At 60.3% G+C, this 18,443-nt stretch carries 12 protein-coding genes, 1 pseudogene and 1 riboswitch; of the genes and pseudogenes, 6 read left to right on the top strand and 7 right to left on the bottom strand.

The annotated features are described in order from the left end of the window. Nucleotides 1-144: 144 nt before the first annotated feature. Nucleotides 145-1,227 (bottom strand): diguanylate cyclase, encoded by a 1,083-nt coding sequence (locus M1R55_RS16960; RefSeq protein WP_249394730.1) that lies wholly within the window; start codon nucleotides 1,225-1,227, stop codon nucleotides 145-147. A 932-nt stretch (nucleotides 1,228-2,159) separates the two neighbouring features. Beyond that, on the bottom strand, nucleotides 2,160-2,867 hold the full coding sequence (locus M1R55_RS16955; RefSeq protein WP_249394729.1) for an IS6 family transposase: 708 nt from the start codon (nucleotides 2,865-2,867) through the stop codon (nucleotides 2,160-2,162). 63 nt (nucleotides 2,868-2,930) lie between these two features. On the opposite strand from M1R55_RS16955, the gene M1R55_RS16950 reads away from it, so the two are divergent. The 5 genes from M1R55_RS16950 (at nucleotide 2,931) to M1R55_RS16930 (ending at nucleotide 9,139) form a co-directional block, all read left to right on the top strand. Next, nucleotides 2,931-3,389, top strand: coding sequence for a transposase (locus M1R55_RS16950; protein WP_249394728.1), 459 nt, complete (start codon nucleotides 2,931-2,933; stop codon nucleotides 3,387-3,389). Nucleotides 3,390-3,551: 162 nt separating this feature from the next. Beyond that, a riboswitch (cyclic di-GMP riboswitch) is annotated at nucleotides 3,552-3,636 on the top strand. A gap of 71 nt (nucleotides 3,637-3,707) precedes the next feature. Then, on the top strand, nucleotides 3,708-4,250 hold the full coding sequence (locus tag M1R55_RS16945) for a hypothetical protein (protein ID WP_249394727.1): 543 nt from the start codon (nucleotides 3,708-3,710) through the stop codon (nucleotides 4,248-4,250). A gap of 169 nt (nucleotides 4,251-4,419) precedes the next feature. After that, entirely contained in the window at nucleotides 4,420-5,250 is an 831-nt protein-coding gene (locus M1R55_RS16940; RefSeq protein ID WP_249394726.1) for a S8 family serine peptidase, read from the top strand. Between the two features lie 38 nt (nucleotides 5,251-5,288). Beyond that, a complete protein-coding gene (locus M1R55_RS16935) occupies nucleotides 5,289-7,676 on the top strand; it encodes an EAL domain-containing protein (protein WP_249394725.1) in 2,388 nt (795 codons plus the stop codon). A gap of 350 nt (nucleotides 7,677-8,026) precedes the next feature. Then, nucleotides 8,027-9,139, top strand: coding sequence for a GGDEF domain-containing protein (locus M1R55_RS16930; protein WP_249394724.1), 1,113 nt, complete (start codon nucleotides 8,027-8,029; stop codon nucleotides 9,137-9,139). 154 nt (nucleotides 9,140-9,293) lie between these two features. Here the strand turns inward: M1R55_RS16930 and M1R55_RS16925 are convergent, their stop codons facing one another. The 3 genes from M1R55_RS16925 to M1R55_RS16915 all read right to left on the bottom strand — a co-directional run bounded on the left by M1R55_RS16925 (nucleotide 9,294) and on the right by M1R55_RS16915 (nucleotide 15,158). Next, nucleotides 9,294-10,079 (bottom strand): bifunctional diguanylate cyclase/phosphodiesterase, encoded by a 786-nt coding sequence (locus M1R55_RS16925; RefSeq protein ID WP_249394723.1) that lies wholly within the window; start codon nucleotides 10,077-10,079, stop codon nucleotides 9,294-9,296. After that, complete coding sequence (locus M1R55_RS16920) at nucleotides 10,028-11,644, bottom strand: GGDEF domain-containing protein (RefSeq protein ID WP_249394722.1); 1,617 nt, start codon at nucleotides 11,642-11,644, stop codon at nucleotides 10,028-10,030. The genes M1R55_RS16925 and M1R55_RS16920 overlap by 52 nt, the downstream gene beginning before the upstream one ends. 385 nt (nucleotides 11,645-12,029) lie before the next feature. Then, nucleotides 12,030-15,158 (bottom strand): HD domain-containing phosphohydrolase, encoded by a 3,129-nt coding sequence (locus tag M1R55_RS16915; protein ID WP_249394721.1) that lies wholly within the window; start codon nucleotides 15,156-15,158, stop codon nucleotides 12,030-12,032. A gap of 219 nt (nucleotides 15,159-15,377) precedes the next feature. Here M1R55_RS16915 and M1R55_RS16910 point away from each other — a divergent pair. Continuing rightward, nucleotides 15,378-16,054, top strand: a pseudogene (locus M1R55_RS16910) (IS6 family transposase). 95 nt (nucleotides 16,055-16,149) lie between these two features. On the opposite strand, the gene M1R55_RS16905 reads toward M1R55_RS16910, so the two are convergent. Together M1R55_RS16905 and M1R55_RS16900 are read right to left on the bottom strand one after the other, a co-directional pair. Then, complete coding sequence (locus tag M1R55_RS16905) at nucleotides 16,150-17,304, bottom strand: Gfo/Idh/MocA family protein (RefSeq protein WP_371827245.1); 1,155 nt, start codon at nucleotides 17,302-17,304, stop codon at nucleotides 16,150-16,152. 17 nt (nucleotides 17,305-17,321) lie between these two features. Further along, entirely contained in the window at nucleotides 17,322-18,347 is a 1,026-nt protein-coding gene (locus tag M1R55_RS16900) for a sugar phosphate isomerase/epimerase (RefSeq protein ID WP_249394719.1), read from the bottom strand. Between the last annotated feature and the right edge of the window lie 96 nt (nucleotides 18,348-18,443).

Here is an 18,443-nt window from a genome sequence, read left to right as displayed (position 1 = left end):
GGTGATTGGGAACCGCTGGCGCGAGCGCTTTAGGCCGGTCACAGTGGGTCAGCCTCCCCGATCTGGTTACGGCAGCACAGTCACGACAAGCGTTCCAAACGTGGTCAGTGGCTACCCCTGCCCTCTGTCTGACTTGCGGCCAGTTCAGGCCGCGTGCACCTGATTGCGCCCGGCGTGTTTGGCAGCGTACAGCGCGTCATCCGCCCGCTTGAGCAGCGTTTCGGGCCGCTCGCCCAGCTGGGCCTGCGCGACGCCCAGGCTCACCGTCATGTGAATAGGACGGTCGTACTGCATGGCGGCCACCGCCTGACGAAGCCGCTCGGCCACGCCCTGCGCCTCAGCAGTGGCCGTCCCCGGCAGGATCACCAGAAATTCTTCACCGCCCCAACGGCCGAACAACGTCCCGCGCCGCAGACTGGTGCCGACCGCCTGGGTGGTACGCCGCAACACCTCATCGCCGTAATCGTGGCCGTGGGTGTCATTGATATGCTTAAAGCGGTCAAGGTCAAAAAGAATAATGCTCAGCGCCTCACTGGTCCCGGTAGAGCGCGTCCGCTCGCTCAGCCACAGCGTGAGCTGCCGACGATTGGGCACACCGGTGAGGCTGTCCAGATAGCCCGCGCGCGCCTCACTCTGCGCCTCGGCGAGGGCGCCGATGTATCCGCGTTGCAAGACGCCAAACAACACAAAAAAGCTGATCAAGGTCAGGTGCATCAGCAGCACCTGCACCAGCAGCGCTGAATGGGCCTGTTGCGCCCCGGTCAGAGCGGAGCCGTCCAGCAGATACAGCAAGGTAATCATCGTCAGGGCCGCAAAAATCCCAACTGACGTGGCAATCGCCACGTGGCTGCGGAACACCAGAAAGGCCACCACATAGGTGAGCGGCAGCCAGTACGAATAGGTGCCCAGCCCATTGACCATCTGCTCCACCACAGTCTCCTGAGCGAACTTATAGATGCCGGTGACGGCCAGCACCAGGAGGTGCAGAGCCCCCACGAGCGCGTAGTGTCCCGGAACAGTGCGGAGCCACAGCAGGAAGGCCACGTTCTTGACAATCAGCAGGGCCAGCCCGGTTTTGACCCCAGGTGTCCAGCCCAGTGGAAAGCCTACCGTCAGCCCGAAGATTGACGTCGCCAGCGACAAGCCTACAATCGCCATCAGCGCCTGACGACGAAACTGTTGCTCGTGCCAGGAAGGCCTGTGGGTCTGGAGGGCGAAAGGCAACATTGATGCATCGTATGCGGCGGCGCATGACAGAAGCGTTGCGAACACAAACGTCAAGACAGTTGACCAGAGGCTTGCGCTTGTAGAGGTGGTGTTGCCTGACTTCGGGTCTGGGAATGAGGAGGGCAGGGGTAACCTGATCCTCAGATCACCCCTGCTGTGAGTCCAGTGAAGGCAACAGCTCTACATTGTTTTATCGGATGTGTTCAGATCACGGGTGTGACGACCCAGCGGACGAGGACTGGACACTAGGGCAGACCTCATGGGTGGAGTGAGGATCTTCTGCACGTCCACCACGTTGAGGCCAAGTGTTGTAGCGAGTCTCTCCGCGTCCCAGCCCTTAAAGACTTTTGCTACAGCAAGTTCCCCAATGCCGAACTTCAGCCCCTGCAATTTCCAGACTGCTGGACCATGATGGATTGGATCAAATCCGTTCACCTGGTGATCCCCAATTCACCACATATCTCCAACGCCCTACTCCAACTCCACATTGAGTAATTGAACATGACTTAATATATCTTTCAAGAGATCAAAGGGTGATTACAATCCTGCGCAAGGAAAGACAAGGCAAAGAGGATGAGCCTTGAAACCCTCAGTGAAGCTCGTGTTGGACGCGAAAAATTTGGTTGACGCTCAAAGCGAGCCGCTAGGGGTATCCAGCCCCTCCCCCCTCTTTATTAACAGTCAGCCGGGGTGAGTCGGCGCTACTTCATCGTGATGCAAGTTCAGTACTCGAAAATAAAGTGATATATGTTACCAATGGTTTAGCTTGATGAAACTGTTTGCTTCCCTGGCCCGTCTGGCTCTCCCAATCTACGAAGCAGTACCGAACGAGGCCGAAGCAGGATGCAATAGACGTCCTCCGAAAGTGGCCCGGCAGGTTAGGTGGCCTTAACTGGTATCACAGCAAGCTGAGGGCAGGGGTGGCTTGAGGCTCAGGCCACCCCTGCTGCAACCGCAGACCACGTCTGAAACACGTGCTTTTGATGTTGTCTTCCGGTTGATGCGGAAACGCCCCTTCGCGAGTGCTGGTGGAGGTTAGTGATGCAGGCGTGCAAACTCAGAAATGATTGAGCGCGTTTTCGCCGCCCCAACCCCTGCTGACTTCGCTCCTGTCGCCGAGTGGGGCGGTGTTCTTGCTCAATCAGATTGTTGCACCGGGCCGTGAAGATCACCTTCTGGTAATTGACGTCTCTCAAGCTCGGAAGCTCCCAGATGGCCACCCCGTAGTTCCGCAGCCCATCGGTGTGAATGACCTCTGGAACGCCGTGTTCACCCAGAAGTATGGTCAGGAACGTCTTCGCAGCTTCAGGATCGCGATGCCGTTGAAAAATGCCCTGCACGGAACCGTGCTCGTCCACCGCGCGCCACAACCGATGCCGGCCACCAGCTATCGTCGTACAGACCTCATCCAAGAACCACCGGGAACCCCGGCGGGATTCCCGGTGACGTAGGTCTTCAGCAAAGCGCGGTTCAAACTTAATACACGATTCGCGCAGCGTCTCGTGGCTCACCTCGATACCGCGCTGGTGAAGCAGCTCCTGAACATCTCTATAACTCAAAGGGAAGCGGTGGTCGAGCCAGCCCGCGGGCTGGCTCATCGTCATCGGGAAGCGGGGGCGATAAGGCTTGGCGTCGGTCACGGCGAATCAGCCTACGCTATGCCTATCAAGGCAACACAGCCTCTTGGCCTGATTCAGGAACGTGTGGCGTTCCTGAAAGTGCAGGTCGAGACCTTGGAGAAAGCGGTGCATACGCTAAAAGAGACTGATGGTTTTCTGGGTGAACCTCTGTCCCTGTTGATGACGATTCCCGGTTATGGCTTTCTCAGTGCAGCAAGTGTCTGGGCGCAAACGGATGGTTTCGCGCTGCTGGAGAGGGGGCGAGATTTCTACTTATGCAGGAATTGCCCTGAACCTTTTGAAGCAGGAAGCAGTATTCATCGACGTGAACGCATTTCCAAGACTGGGAATGCTCATCTCAGCCGGACAGCGTACCTCGCCGCCTTGGGCGCTCAACGTTCCAAGAGTCGGATGGACGACTTTTACCATTACATCCGTGCCGAGGGCCAGCCGCCTAAAGCCGCTTTGGTCGCCCTCGAGCGCAAACTCCTGCGGACGGGCTTAGCCGTCGTGAAGTCGGGCCAGCCCTATCAAAAGGCCTAGCGACGACCTCAGTTTCCTCGTCCTTCTGGCCCTTGACCGCTCGGCCGAATGACGCTATCTGCTGATCGTGCATACCCCCACTGGGGGAATAGCCCAGTCGCGCATTGCTTCAGGGTGTGGGATATGCTTCAATCTTTTTCATCAGTACAGCTCCTTTAGGATCTGGCTGGTAGAGGCAATGAGGCGTGGTCCTGTATTCGGGCACCTGGGACGCGCGGAGCCAGTGGTGCGACCGACTATCTGTCAAGCCGTTGAGAAAATGACGGCGTCCTTAACCCCAGTATTGGGAGAGCGCTGATAGAGCGCTCAGGAGCATGCATGAAAACTATTGTTCGGAGCGAATCAGTGGCCGGTTTGACCCTGACAGTGCGCACTACCTTTGATGGCCGTATGGCCCACGGCACCATTGCTCTGGGCAACGATGTTCCTGGTGGAGACGGCATTTGGGTTCAAGCGAACACCCTAGATGACGCCGTCACAGACATTATGGGGCAGGTTCGGCGGTTGGCCATGAACAGCTACGAGCAGTATCGGGCGGCCGACTTACTCAACTCAGCCGTACAGTTTTTGCTGCCCGTGAGTGAGAGTGGTCATGCCAGCGCCTTCGACTGCTGGCTCCTGAACCGGCTGATCGCGCGTTGTCCATCCTTTCAAGTCGGTTGGACGCCCCTGCCGGGCTCCGCGGCGAACTTCCGGCTGAGCTGCGAGCGCTCAACCATTTCCGTTGAGGTGGCCTCGACACAGATGCCCCACACCTGTTGTACGGGTGTAGTGACTGCGATCGACGCCTACACGGTGATGACGGTGGTGCGTGGGCTGGCCCGGCAATTGCCCGCTTCTGCCGCTGAAGCGGCGGACTGAGAGGCTGCTGATGTCCCGCGTCTTCCTGCTCCTGTCGGCGCTGTTTCTGGGGGCCTGCGGTAAATCCTCCCTCCCTCCCAGCTCCATGCTTCCACTCTCAGTGGCTAGCCTTTCTGCCTCTCCTTCACCGCTCTCGGCAGGGCACAGTTTCTCGTCCAGTGGAGCCCGCTTGTGGGCTGAGGGCGCCCGTCTCTGGGGAGAAGGAGGAACTTCTGTCCTGTCCAGCAACACGGCTTGGCTGCAGCAGGTCAAGGCCCAGGAGGCACAGGCCCAAGCCGGCAAAGGCGTAACGATTGCTCTGCTCGATTCGGGCGTTGATTTCACTCATCCCATGTTGCGGAGTGTCCTGCTTCCTGGGCATGACTTCGTAGACGCAGACGGGAATGCTTCAGAGCAGGGGAACGAAACCGACCTGATCTACGGACATGGCACTGCCGTTGCTGGGGTTCTACAGCAGATGGCACCCGCTGCCAGAATTCTACCGCTGCGGGTTTTGGGGACTGATGGATCTGGTCAAGCCGCCCATGTGGCTCAGGCAATTCGGCTGGCAGTCGATGAAGGCGCGCACATCATTAATTTGAGTGTCGCTGGGCCGGTGTCGAGTGAGGGCGTTCGGGCCGCCCTCCAATACGCAGCATCAAGGAACGTTTTGGTGGTTGCCGCAAGTGGGAACAATGGAGGGAGCGCGCCTCAAGCTCCTGCAGATGCCTTGAACCATAAAAATCGTCTTGGGGATTTTGGACTCTCGGTCACCGCAGTGGATCAGAGTGGTCATCTGCCCCTCTGGAGTACTCGGGGAGGAGAGGTACAAGCTCCTGGGGTCAACATTCACACGGCTTATCCGGGCGGCCGCCTGGTCACGGCCAGCGGTTCCTCGTTCGCTGCGCCTGTGGTCTGTGGCGCCCTTGCCCTTGCACTGGCCCAAGGAAAAGAAGCTCAAACCCTCGCTGCTCAACTTTCCTCGGGGAGACTGCTCGACGTAGAGGCGTTGCTGAAGTGACCCATGCGGTTGCGTCCGCCGAAAGCTGGTCTCACACCATGAGTCCCTTGTGTGACCAGCTGTTGGGTCAGGCCCGGGCGTTACGAGGGATTGATGACTTACGGGCCATCCTCCTCTTTGAACAGGTGATCGTGCTGGCTCGGAGACAGCACACTCCTGCGGCACTCGCGGACGCCCTCAACGGTTTGGCTGGTTTAGAGCATGCCCGTGGCGACAGTCCGGGCGCGCTGCTGCATCTCGAAGAAGCGCTCGCGGTTCGGGAGGCCGCCCAAGATGATGAGGGCGCAGCTGTCGTGCTGTGCAATCTCGGCGCCGTCTACCTCGACTTAGGAAACTTCAATACAGCGCTGGAGCACTTGTTGCGTGCACAGGCGACCTCAGTTCAGACCACGCCATCGCGTGCAGCGGTGGTGGCCGGAAACCTGGCCCGGACGTACGACGCCCTCAACATGAGTCAGGAAGCCCTCGTCTGCTCGACCCAAGCGCTGCAACTGACGCAGGATGCTGGACTGGTTCCTGCTGAGACTGCAGTGTCGATCAATCACGCAGACCTGCTGCGCCGTCACGGCGACTTTGCGCAAGCGGGTACACTGCTGGAACGGGCCCTTGAATTGGTCGAAGGCTGCGGCATCCTGGCTGCCAGCTCCCTTCAAGGTCTAGGACAACTGCGCCGCGACGAAGGCCGCCTACCTGAGGCGTTGAGTGCTTTTCGGGCGGCGCTGCACATGGCTGAGGAGGAACAGGATCTTGACGTGATTCTGGAAGCGCGCTGCGGCGTCGCGCAGACCCTGCTGCAGTTGGAGCGGCCTCAGGACGCACTCGTCTTATTGGAAGCGGCCCTCACGGATGCTCTGGCCACTGGCCGCGCACGGATCTATGCCCGTGCGCTGAAGCTGCAGGCCCAAGCCACGGAGCAACACGGGGATCTGAAAGCGGCCCTGACCCTCTGGCAGCAGGCACATGCAGCCGAGACAAACGTGCTCCAAGCTGAGGCAGAGAAACGGACTCGGGAGTTGACCGCGCGCGGCGAGCTGGAAAAGGCCCGCGCCAAACTTGAGCACGAGCAGGCCCGCTATGAAGCTGAGCGTGAAGCCAAGGAGAAACAGGCCCGAGAACAAGCGGCCCGCTTGCAAGAGCTGGAACGCTTGGCTCTGTACGACGCGCTCACGGCTCTCCCCAACCGCCTGCTGCTCGCCGAACGGGTGTGCGCCGCGCTGAAAACTGCTGCTCAGCAAGGCGAACAGGTCATGCTTGGCGTTCTAGATCTCAATAAATTCAAGGAGGTCAATGACACGCATGGCCACCAAACGGGAGACTTACTGCTTCAGCAAGTCGCGCAGCGACTGATCGGCGCTGTCGATCCTGAACACACCGTCGCCCGAACAGGCGGCGACGAGTTCGTGGTGCTGATGCCCGGAGTGAACAACCGGAATAGGCAAGAGGTGGCCAGGCAGTTGCTGGAGGCCTTTGACGACCGCTTCTATCTGGATGGAATAGAACTCTCGATGCGCCCGAGTGTGGGATTGGCCTGCTATCCCCAGGACGCTTCAGACCTGGCTGGCCTCTTGGAGCGTGCCGACCAAGCGATGTACCGTGCGAAAGCCCGGGGCAGCGGTTTTGAGTTTGGAGGCACTTCGGTTGGACTCGCGCCTGCGACGTTGGAGGCGGCCCTGCACGGTGCCCTGAGGGCAGGTGAGCTGCACCTCGAATACCAACCTCTTGAAGACGACTGTGGGCAGTGGGTCGCGGTGGAAGCGCTGCTGCGCTGGCGCAGTCCCATCTACGGGAACGTCACGCCCGATCAGTTCATGCCGCTGGCCGAGCGGAGTGGACTGAGCCTGGCCCTGGGTGAATGGACGTTAAGGCAGGCGTGTACCGAACTGGCCCGCTGGCCGTCCCTGATGGTGGCTGTCAACGTCTCTGCACGTCAGCTCGCTGATCCGGGCCTGCCCAATCAGGTTCGGCGAGCTCTACAGGAGGCTGGAGTCGTACCCGCGCGGCTGGCCCTAGAAGTACGTGAAGAGGAGGTAGCCCGCGCGCCGGAACGGTCACACCGGGCCCTGGCGGAGTTACGGGCGATAGGAGTGCAACTGACCTTGGATGATTTTGGGGGAGGGCATGCCAACTTTGCGGGCCTGACTCAGCTGCCCGTACATGCGGTGAAGCTTGACCGCGCCCTCATTCACGGGATGGACGCAGGGGCACGGGAACTCGCCCTCGTCCAAGCTGTCACGAATCTTGCGCGGGCATTGGATTTGACCGTGATCGCTAAGGGGGTCGAGACTTCGACTCAGCGCACGCATTTACAGGAAATGGGGGTCAGGCGATTGCAGGGCTTTCTGGTGGCTCCGCCGCTGAGTGTAGACGCTCTACACCGCCACATGAACGCACAGATAGTGACCACCCCATTCACTCTCCAGATTTGAGACTCGGCTCAACGGCTGGCTTTGGTTGTGTTGCCTCAACTGGCCTCACAGCAGGTGGGCTGGTGGCTGCCGTGTTCGATACCACGCTGACGCACCTGTTGAGCCTACTGAGTTAAAGCCCGCGCGGTTTGAGCTTTTCCACTGTGCTCGCGGGATTTGGCTTGGAAATGAACCACCGCCAATCCGTCTTTACCGACTGGGCAAGATGGCGTTGACTCGGGCTGCTGTCAACGCAGTCTCGCCTTGCGGTCTGCTCTCCCTCCGCCTTGGCGCAAACGCCCCTGCGAAACGCGTTGATCTTCTCAGGGGATAGACCGTGGTCAGCCGGCGCCTCTATCATGAAAGGTCAAATGAGCCACAAGCTGGATCGACAGGGGCGAGAGCCGCCACTCCACATGATGGGCGTACACCGCTCCACGGTGCTCCTGATCCTCGCCCTGGCGGCTGTCGCCACCCTGGCCGCCCTGGTGCTCGAGTCCACGGCACCGTCTCCGCTTTCATTCGATCTGGTGATGTACCGGGTCATTCTCGTGAGTCTCCTTGGGCTTGCCCTTCTTCTGGTGGTGAACCCCCGGTCGTACGCGTTTGTCTCCGCGAGCGTTCTGCTGGGGTTTACCGCTTATTTTCTGGCCAAACTGAGCTATCTCCTGTTTTTCCTCTCCACGACTGATGATGTGGCCGCAGGATTAAGCGGGACGTTTTTCTGGACGCCAGCAGTTTTCATGTTCACCTTCCTCACCACCAACCTCCGCTTGGGGCGAATGGTCAACATGGTCTTCATCGCATTGATGGTCTTGCTCTCAGGCATCTACGCGGCCACTTCGGAGTTCGAGCGTGACGGCCAAACCCTGAATGCGCTTGTCCAATTGAATCTGGCCAATTTGACCTGTCTCGTGCTGGCGGGGATCGTGTATCACTTTGCGGGTCGCCACGCGACCACCCTGGAACGGGCCAGAGTGTATCAACAGCTGGCGCACACGGACGCTCTGACGGGCCTCCCGAATCGCCGCTGGTTTGAACAGGAGTTGGCCCGCCGGATGGACGCCGCGTCCAGTGACGACCCGCCTGTGCCCTTCTGCGTGCTGTACATCGACTTGGACGGGTTTAAACAGGTCAACGACACCTACGGTCACGAGATGGGTGATCAGGTCTTACGGCTGGTCGGTCAGCGTCTGACCTCGATGCTGCGGGGTGGAGAAGTGGTCGCGCGCCTGGGTGGCGATGAATTTGCTGCCGTAATGGATCTTCCCCGCACCGACATGATTGCGACCATTCAAAAGCGGGTCACTCGGGCGGTGAGTGAGCCGATGACATGGGCGGGGCAGGAACTGTCCGTGACGGCAAGCGTCGGAACCAGTAACTATCCAGAGCACGGCACCACGGTTGAGTTGCTCCTCCATCACGCTGATACCGCCATGTACCAGAGAAAAGGGAAACCCAGACCCGACAACGAATCCAACTAAAGGGTCGGAATGGGCGGGATGGGGCAGCCGACGCCACTCGACCCCGGACGACTTGACACCACACGAGTTCGAGCGCCAAGCAGGGGTGGCTTAACCAGACGTGCGCAAGACTGACTCAAGCTCACAAACCCTAGACCAAGTTGAGGAGAACCTTTCAGGGGGTTCTCCTCTGTGAAGCCCAGTCTTCCTGATCAAGCAACGCGCCGAACTGCTGTGGCGCGAGGGGGCGTGCAAACAGGTACCCTTGTCCCACATCACACGACAACGCTTGCACACCCCTACGTTGCTCCACTGTCTCGATCCCCTCTGCAACGATTTTCAAGCCGATATGGTGGGCGATCTGAACGATCGCCTGAACGAACGTCGGCCCCTCGTGTTGCATCGCCCAAATAAACGATCGGTCTATCTTCACCACATCCACCTGCAGAGTCCGCAAGTAGGCCAAACTTGAATACCCGGTTCCAAAGTCGTCGAGTGCCACCTGAACGCCAAGGCCACGCAGTTGAGCCAATTTGGTATTGGACGCCTCGAGATCCACCAACAAAGAGCCTTCTGTTAATTCCAACACCAGGGCTTCGCCTGGCAGACCCCAGTGGGCCAGCTTCGACTGAACCTTCTCAACGAAATTATCTTGGTCGAACTGCTGTGGAGAAACATTGACCGATACCTGCAGGTGTGGATCCTTCCCGGATCGCCACTGACTGACCTGCTGCAGTGCAGTCTCCAAGACCCAGTCACCGATGGGGACGATCAAACCACGCTGTTCCGCGATGGGAATGAATGTCGCGGGAGAGACTCCCCCGAGAACAGGCGAATGCCAACGAAGCAGGGCTTCAGCTGAATGGATGGTGTTGGATGCCAGGGTGACCAAAGGTTGATACAGCACACTCAGTTCTTGACGCTCAAGCGCTCCTCGGAGGTGAAGTTCGATCTGATGCACTTCAGTCGTTTGTTGTTGGATTTTCTGGTCATAAATTGCACCGTGTTGCGACCTCGCCGTTTAGCCTCATACATGGCCATGTCCGCATTTTTTAGGGCGTCGGCAGCCGTATGGGCTTCTTTAGGACAGAGGGTGATCCCGATACTGGCCGAAACCGAAACTGGGATTCCTGCGACCAGAAACGGTTGATTGATGGCTTCAAGAAGTTGAAGACCCCTCTCGCTGAGCAGGGTGGTCGGTTCAACGCGGGTCAGCACCACCACAAATTCATCTCCGCCTTGGCGGGCGACGAGGTCATGGGGTTTGACGATGCGTTTCATTCGGTCGGCCACCTCCCGCAGGAGAGCATCCCCGCAAGCATGTCCATAGGTATCATTGACAAATTTAAAGCGGTCGAGGTCAATGAAGAGGACAGCCACTTGGCGATGCGGGAAAGAAAGGGTGATGGCTTGGTCCAGGAGACACAGCAGCGAAGAACGGTTGATGAGGCCAGTCAGTGAGTCATATCTGGCCTGCCGATCCAAGCTGAGCTGTAAGCGTCTGGCCTCGTCCTGGGTCAAGAATTGTCGGATGGACGAGAGCACCACCACCACGAACGCCGCCAGCAGGACGCCGCGAGACTCAAGTTCGGGCCTCAGGTAATGTGTGCCCGCCAGCCCCAACACCAACAGAAGAGCGAGATAAGGCAACGCCAGTTGGCTGAACTGAGCGTTGCGGATCCAGTTGCGCGTGAGTGTTTCCCACTGGATCTGCCGGTGGGTGAGTGACACATCGGCTAGGGTCGCAGCCACGCCGAAGAACCCAGTGGCCAAGAGCCACAAGGTATCGAGCGGATACCCTACTTGATAGGTTCCAGTCTCCGTCTTGATTTGATAGCCCACATGAGCCACCACCAACCAGACTAGGCCTGTAGTGAGAGCAAGCGCGGCCGGTCCTGCAACCTCCCGTGGACGCCAGACACACCACACGATGAGCAAGGCGATCAACAGCAAATCTAATCCGGGATACGCCAAGCTGACCAACAACGCGGCCAGTGTGTCCGCGTTGTTCTGCACGCTTTGAGCAATCACGATTTCCCAGTAGGCACTGGCCAAAGCGAAGACAACAATCAGCGTATCGAGAGTGACGATCGCCCTGCGCTGGAGCGAAACCGAAAAAGGATTGCGCAGGAGCAGGCCAATCATGAAACAAGGAATCAACATCAAATAAAACGCGTCGGCGAGAGAGGGATACGGGGAGACACGCTGAATGAGAGAAAGCTGGATGTAGATCACCTGGCCGATCCCCCAAGCGATCTGGCCCCACGCGAACCAGAGCCAAGAAATCCGGTGCGCTGAATGACGACTGGCAGCGCGAAATGCCAACAATGCACTGAGAAAGAAAGACGGGAAAAAGAAGAGATTCCCAACCCATTCTCTGAGCAGGTCAGGTCGGTGGGGAAGGAGCGTGAAGCCTGAATGGACGACAACCAGACTGAAGAGTAGGAGCAGCAGCAGGCGGTCAAGCCGTGATGGAATAGACGCATCAAGCCAGCTGAAGGGACGTAACCCACGAACTTGAGCCATGTTCCGCCTACTCTGTCGTGCTGTGCCTCTCGTAACTCTTACCGCAGTCTCGTAAAGCAGTGAATGCCGCTGGAGAAAACAGGCGTACAACTCACTGTTGCCCTCATCAAGACCCAACACAAACATCAAAACCCCCAGAAAGGAAAAGAGGGTCACGACCCGGGTTCGGTCGGCGGAATGTGGTGTGCAGGCTCCTCCGCCTCAGATACTGTTGCGCCTGACCTTGAGGGTCTCGAGCCAGCCAAAATGTGTTGAACGATCTTGAAAGATCAAACTTGCCAGCAGGCCAGTCGGCCCAAGTGGGAGTGACGAACCAAGCTTCCCACGGCTCGGCTCAACACACAAACTTGCTAGAATTGCTGAACAGATCTGGTGCAGCTTCTGATCAGCAGGATAAGACCACGGTGTGGCAGGGTGAGATCAACACCTCAACCGCAGCACGGACGATCTCCGGATCAAATTGATGTCCTGCCTGCGAGATTAGTTCCGATAAGGCTTCTTGTGACGTCCACGCAGCTTTATACGGCCGCTCACTCGTCAGAGCGTCGTAGACGTCCGCAACACTGAAGATTCGGGCGCCTACTGGAATGTCTGTTCCAGCCAAGCGATCCGGGTAGCCCGTTCCGTCCCACCGTTCATGATGATGCCGAACCACACTGCGGGCCTGGGCCGTCACCGTAGGAATACGTGCCACCAGCTCGTCGCCAATCGTTGAATGGCGCTGCATCACCCCCCACTCATGGGCATCCAATTTCCCGGGCTTAAGCAGAATTGCGTCGGGAACAGCAAGCTTCCCAATGTCATGCAGGTAGGCGCCCACCCGCAATTCTGCCAGCGCCGTCTCCTCCATTCCCAGGCGCTGAGCGATCCTGAGCGCCAGAGACACCACCCGCTCGGTGTGCCCCGCCGTCTCAAAATCGCGCAGTTCCAGAGCCATTCCCAGTGTCAGGAGCGCGCCTTCCCGGATGCCTTTCAGGTCTTTGATATGCGCTTCCTGATCCAGCACCTGGCCGATCAGCTCCGCGCTTCGGGTCATCAGGAGCGCTGCCGATTCGGGGAGAACCCCTAAAGGCCGGAACCAGATCAGCGCCACTACACCCACCCGCTGACCCCGTTCTAGGATTGGCACCTTTACCAAACCCTGAACCCCCGCTTCCACGAGGGCCGTATGCGCTTCCCCTGCGCTGGGATAGCAGTGAGTTGCGAAGCATAATGCTGCGCGGTCATCCGCACTGGGCCCGTGAAGACGTGCTTCAAGTTCTTCCGCTGACATGTCAGCCAGGGAGGCGGGTACGGTACCGTGGGTCACTGTCAGGGCCCGGTTGCCACAGACAAACACTGCAAGATCCGCTTTCAGGAACGTGCGGGCGGCGCCGAGGCACTCTTCCGCGGCGGAGAGGCTGTCATTCCCCCGCCCGACATGCTCCGAAAACTCTGCAAGAATCTGCAGTTCCTGCGAACGGCGCCACTCCTGCGCGGCGGCCTGCAGCCGCTCAAGCGCCGTCACACCCGCTGAGGCGAGCGCTCCGAGCAGCCGACCATCAAGATCACTGAAGGTCAATGGGGCGGCGCGCACGGCCGCCAGTGCGCCCACCGGGGCGTCTGCAACCGGCGCAAGGGGAGCAACCATCAAAGCGCCATCGATCAGCCCTTCCCCGAGATAGATCCGCTCATTGTTCAACATCTTGGGAACGTGCACGACCTCTTGGGCCTGTATGGCCTGCCATGCCACGCCTTGCCCGTGCGGCAGCAGGCCCGGCGAATACTGAGCATACATGCCCGACGGCGACACCAGCCGCAGGGCGTGGGTGTCGGGCTCGTAACGGGCGAATACCACATGCTCGGTGCGCAGCAACGCCCGGGTTTCTGCAACGAGGATCTGCTCCACCTCTTCTGGGGTCTGCACGGCACTCAGTGCGGCGCTGGCATGCACGAGCACTTCAAGCTCCTGCGTGCGTGCGGCCTCCCGCGCGTGCCGGTCATGGGCGGCCAGGATAGCCGCTGCCTGCCGGGCGAACTCCTGAGCCATCCTCACTTCATATGGAGCGAAGGCCTGCGGTGAGCGCAGGTTGTCGAGATTTAAAGCCGCCACGACCCGCCCGCGCACCACCACTGGCACCAACAGGTTGGCGAGCAACTGCTGCACGGCACACAGGTCGTCTATCGTCAGGGATGTTGACTCACGTGGAAGCTGCTCGTAACCACGGGCGCGAGCGACAATCTCAGTTGAACCTCGGAGCACGCGGGCCACGCCTCCCTGCCAGCCTTCCGACCCATGCCAGCGGCGCATGGTGGCCGGAGAGCGGCCGGCACCCAGCAACGCAACTGAGTACCCCACCTGTGCCTGCAGGACGAACGTGGTGCCTTCCAGCACGTACAGGGATCCCGCCTCTGCCCCAGGCAGGGCCGCCACCGCCGCTTCCAAGAAGGCTTGCCAGCCCGCCTGATCAATCACACCATCGGCACTAATAAGGGTGGACGTCGCCCGCAGGGCCTGCCAGAGCAGCTCCCCGGACCAGACAGTAGGTTGGCTGTCAAGGGCGTGGCCGCTCAGGCCACGCGCCGCGCGCCGCGCAGCCTTCTCGCGCAGCATGCGCTGGTCTGCCAGGCGCAGCAGGTCATTCGGTGCCAGGGCGTCCAACGGGAATTCGGCCATTCCGATGGACACGCGTGCGCCTGGCAGGCCTCTGCGCCTGACCTGCAGCTCGACCCGATTGACCTGGGTTCGCACGCTTTGAAGGGCAGGCGCGTTCCCTCTACGCAGCACCACGAATTCATCGCCGCCCCACCGGTAGATATGGCCCTGTGCGCCGAACTCGTCCTGTAGGGCCCAGGCGAAACTGGACAGCAGATGATCCCCCTGCGCGTGGCCCTGCGTATCATTGACCTGCTTGAGCTCATCCAGATCCAGCAGCATCAGTCCAAACGGGTCACCGGCGCTCACGGCGTACTCGAAGGCGTCTTCGAAGGCGCGGCGGTTTGGCAGACCGGTCAAGGGATCTTGCGAAGCCATTTTCAGCAGTTCAGCAGTTTGCTCGGTCTGGCCTTGGAGGCGGTTCAGGACGTCTTGGACCAACCCCGCCAGATCCAGCAGAGCTGCCTGTTGACTGGGAGACAGCGGGGCGCGGGGCACCGTGTCCAAGAGGTAGAAAGTGCCCAGAAGCGCGCCTGTGAGAGTCAGCAGCGGTACAGTGACGTAGTACCGGAAGGCGTCTGAACCGGCGACGAGCGGATGCGCTGCGAAATCAGGGTGCAAGGTGAGATCCGGCACTTCGAGCAGAGCCGTTTGGTGGGGGTCACCGAACGGCAGATCCGGCAAAGAGGACGACAGAACGTGATCCTGCCTTGAGAAGAGCCGATGCCGCGTCTCGTCGGTGAGGCTGATCTGAGCCAAGGAGACGTTGAACAAGTGGGCAGCTGCGCGAGTGATCCTGCCGAATTCCCCGTCGGGCGACGCTCCCAAAGAATGGTCGCCCTGCCGGGGGGTTAATCGGTGATGTTGGTGATCATTCATGCCCGGTTCTCTCACTTGAACTCCTGCCGCGACTGGGCGGCCCGTTTCTGATCAGGCACGCTGTGCGCCCCGCCACACCATACGCCACGGCCTCTCCCACCGGTGAGACTGTGGTGTATGGTGTCGCCCGACCCAGGCTCCTGGCGCAACCGCAAACCGCGTCCGGAACGCATGCCGAGGTTGTGTTGCCTTAACGCGGGAGGGATAGGCTGACCGTCCGTGAACGACATCAAGCCCTACCGTCACCGTTTCCCGATGCCCATCATCGGGTACGCAGTTTGGCTCTATCATCGCTTTGCGCTGAACGACCGGGACGTCCAGGAATTGCTCCACGGGCGCGCTACCCTGGTCAGCCACGAGACGGTACGCGAGTGGTGCATCTCCTGTGGATCCCTCTTCGCCCAGGAACTGCGTCGCCGGGAACCCCGGCGGGGTTCCCGGTGGCATCTGATTGATGTCTGTACCACGGTGGACGGAGTCAGACACTGGCTTTGGCGCGCTGTTAACGAGCAGGGCGTTGTGCAGGGCATTCTCCTTCAGCGGCATTGAGACTGGGGAGCTGCGAAGACCTTCTTGAGCAGATTGCTGAAGGAATATGACGTCCCAGAAGTCATTCGTACTGATCAGCTCAGGAGCTGCACTCCGGCAGATCCTGAGACGGGCGGACGTTGACCACCAGAAGGTGATCTCCACATCGCGCTGCAACAACATTGCCGAACAGTCCCACCGTTCCACACAACGTCAAGAGCGGCAACAGCAAGGATTGGGGCGGAGGAAACGGGCGCAGGGGCGTCTGAGCCTGCATGCCCGAACCTCTGAACCTTCATCACCATTCCCAGACCAGCGTTTCTGCGACGGCCAGACGAACCAACCAGACGCAAGCGTTCCAGACGTAGTCAACGGTCGCGGGAGGGGTGATCCTGATCCTCAGGCCACCCCTCCCATGAGCCTGCCGTGAGACGAGTTAAAGCAACACAACCCTTTGTCCTACTTAGCAATGAACTGACCGTTCCTTCCATACGGCGCTCGTCCATTTCTGACGACTAGACGCACTCTCTACCGTCTTTTCGATGAAATGGACGCCACGTGCGCCGTCTTCCAGCGTGGGGAACTGGGCGATATCGGGATCAGGCACGCGCCCTTCTTGCTGTGCCAGCAGCGTTTCCCCCACGCCCCGATAAATGTTGGCAAACGCTTCGGTAAAGCCTTCGGGGTGGCCCCCCGGCACCTGCGAGGCGGACTGAGCGGCGGAACTGAGTGCCGAACTGCCCCGCATCCAGCGTTGCTGCGGGCCGTCCAGCGGAAACACGTCCAATTGATTGGGCGTTTCTTGCTGCCAGCGCAGGCTGCCGCGTGTGCCGAACACCTGCAGACTCAGGTCGTTTTCTAGGCCGCCCGCGATTTGACAGGCCGTGAGGATGCCGCGTGCGCCACCCTGAAAGCGCAGCAGCAGGCTGGCGTCATCATCCAGCGCCCGGCCCGGCACGAAGGTGGTCAGGTCGGCGCAGACAGCTTCCAGCGTCAGACCCGTCACGGTGGTCATCAGGTTCTCGGCATGCGACCCGATGTCGCCTACCGCGCCCGCTATGCCGCTCCTGCGGGGATCGGTACGCCAGTCGGCCTGCAGGTTGCCCTGTCCTTCTAGACGGGTGGCCAGCCAGCCCTGGTTGTACAGCACCTGCACCTTGCGAACCTCGCCCAGCACGCCGCTGCGCACGAGGTCGCGGGCTTGGCGCACCATCGGGTAACCGGTATAGTTGTAGGTCACGGCAAACAGGCTGCCCGTGCCTGCCACGATCCGCAGCAGATCGCCGGCCTGCTCGCTGGTATGCACGAGCGGTTTGTCGCACACCACCGGAATGCTGGCCTGTGCAAAAGCGCGGGCCACCGGGTAATGCAGGTGGTTGGGCGTCACGATGCTCACGCCCTGGATCCGCACGTCGGGCGGCAGGGCCAATTCCTGTTCCAACATCGCTTCCCACGAGCCGTAACTGCGGTCTGCAGCTACGCCCAGCGTTTGCCCGAAGGCCTGTGACCGCTCTGGGTCGCTTGAAAAGGCTCCAGCCACCAGTTCAAATTGCCCGGTCAGGGCAGCGGCGCGGCGGTGAACGCCCCCAATGAACGCGCCAGGCCCGCCGCCCACCATGGCCCAGCGCAGGCGCGTCACGGCTGGCCCTCCTGTTTGGCAGAGGCCGGTGCTGAAAAGGCGGCGTCAAAGGCCTGCCCAGACGCCGGGAAATCCAGCGCGCGCGCAAAGGTCAGGCTCTCCCCTGCCCCGTGCCAGCGCTCCATGCGGGCGTCTTCCCACTCCACGCTCAGCGGGCCAGCGTACCCGATGTCGCCCAGCGCCGCGATCACGTCCTGAAAGCGGATATCGCCCCGGCCCAGCGAACGGAAATCCCACATCCGGCGGGCGTCTCCAAAGGTGGTGTGGCCGCCGAACACGCCCACTTCTCCGGTGCCGCGTCCCCACCAGACATCTTTGAGATGCACATGAAAAATGCGCTCGGGGAAAGCGCGCACAAAGCCCACGTAATCTACGCCCTGATAGGCAAGGTGGCTGGGATCGTAGTTGAAACCGAAGCGCGGATGGTGGTTCACCGCGTCCAGAGCGCGGCGGGCGGTGACCGTATCGAAGGCGATTTCGCCCGGATGCACCTCCAGTGCAAAGTTCACGCCGTGTGCGCCGAAGGTCTCCAAAATAGGCGTCCAGCGGCGGGCGAAGTCCTCAAATCCAGCGTCCCAGTACGCCTGAGATGTGGGCGGAAAGGCGTAAGCGCTGTGCCAGATGCCCGATCCGGTAAAGCCCGTGACGGTGGGCACGCCGAACAGGGCGGCCGCCCGCGCCGTGTCGCTCATTTCCTGCGCGGCCCGCCTCCACACGCCTTCCGGGTCGCCGTCGCCCCACACGTGCGCGGGCAAAATCGCCCGGTGGCGTTCGTCAATGGGGTCGCACACTGCCTGCCCCACCAGATGGTTGCTGATGGCCGCGCAGGTCAGGCCATGATCTTTCAAAAATTCGCGTTTTTCGGCCACGTACTGCGGCTCGGTCAGCGCCCGCTGCACATTAAAATGGTCGCCGGAGCAGGCCAGTTCGAGGCCGTCGTAGCCCAGTCCCCGCACTCGCGGGGCAAGGTCAGACAGGGGCAGGTCAGCCCACTGTCCAGTAAAAAGCGTGATGGGGCGCATAGATGGAACCTCAGGAAAACAGATGGAAGTCGAAGGGAAAAGAGTAAGCGCGTCGCTCGCTCGCCCCCTCCCCAGCCCACTGCTTTGCAGCTCTGT

Origin of the sequence: Deinococcus sp. QL22 (assembly GCF_023370075.1) — a bacterium.
Classification (GTDB): Bacteria; Deinococcota; Deinococci; order Deinococcales; family Deinococcaceae; genus Deinococcus.
The sequence above is the reverse complement of the archived record's forward strand: the minus strand, read 5'-3'. Positions and strand labels throughout refer to the sequence as shown.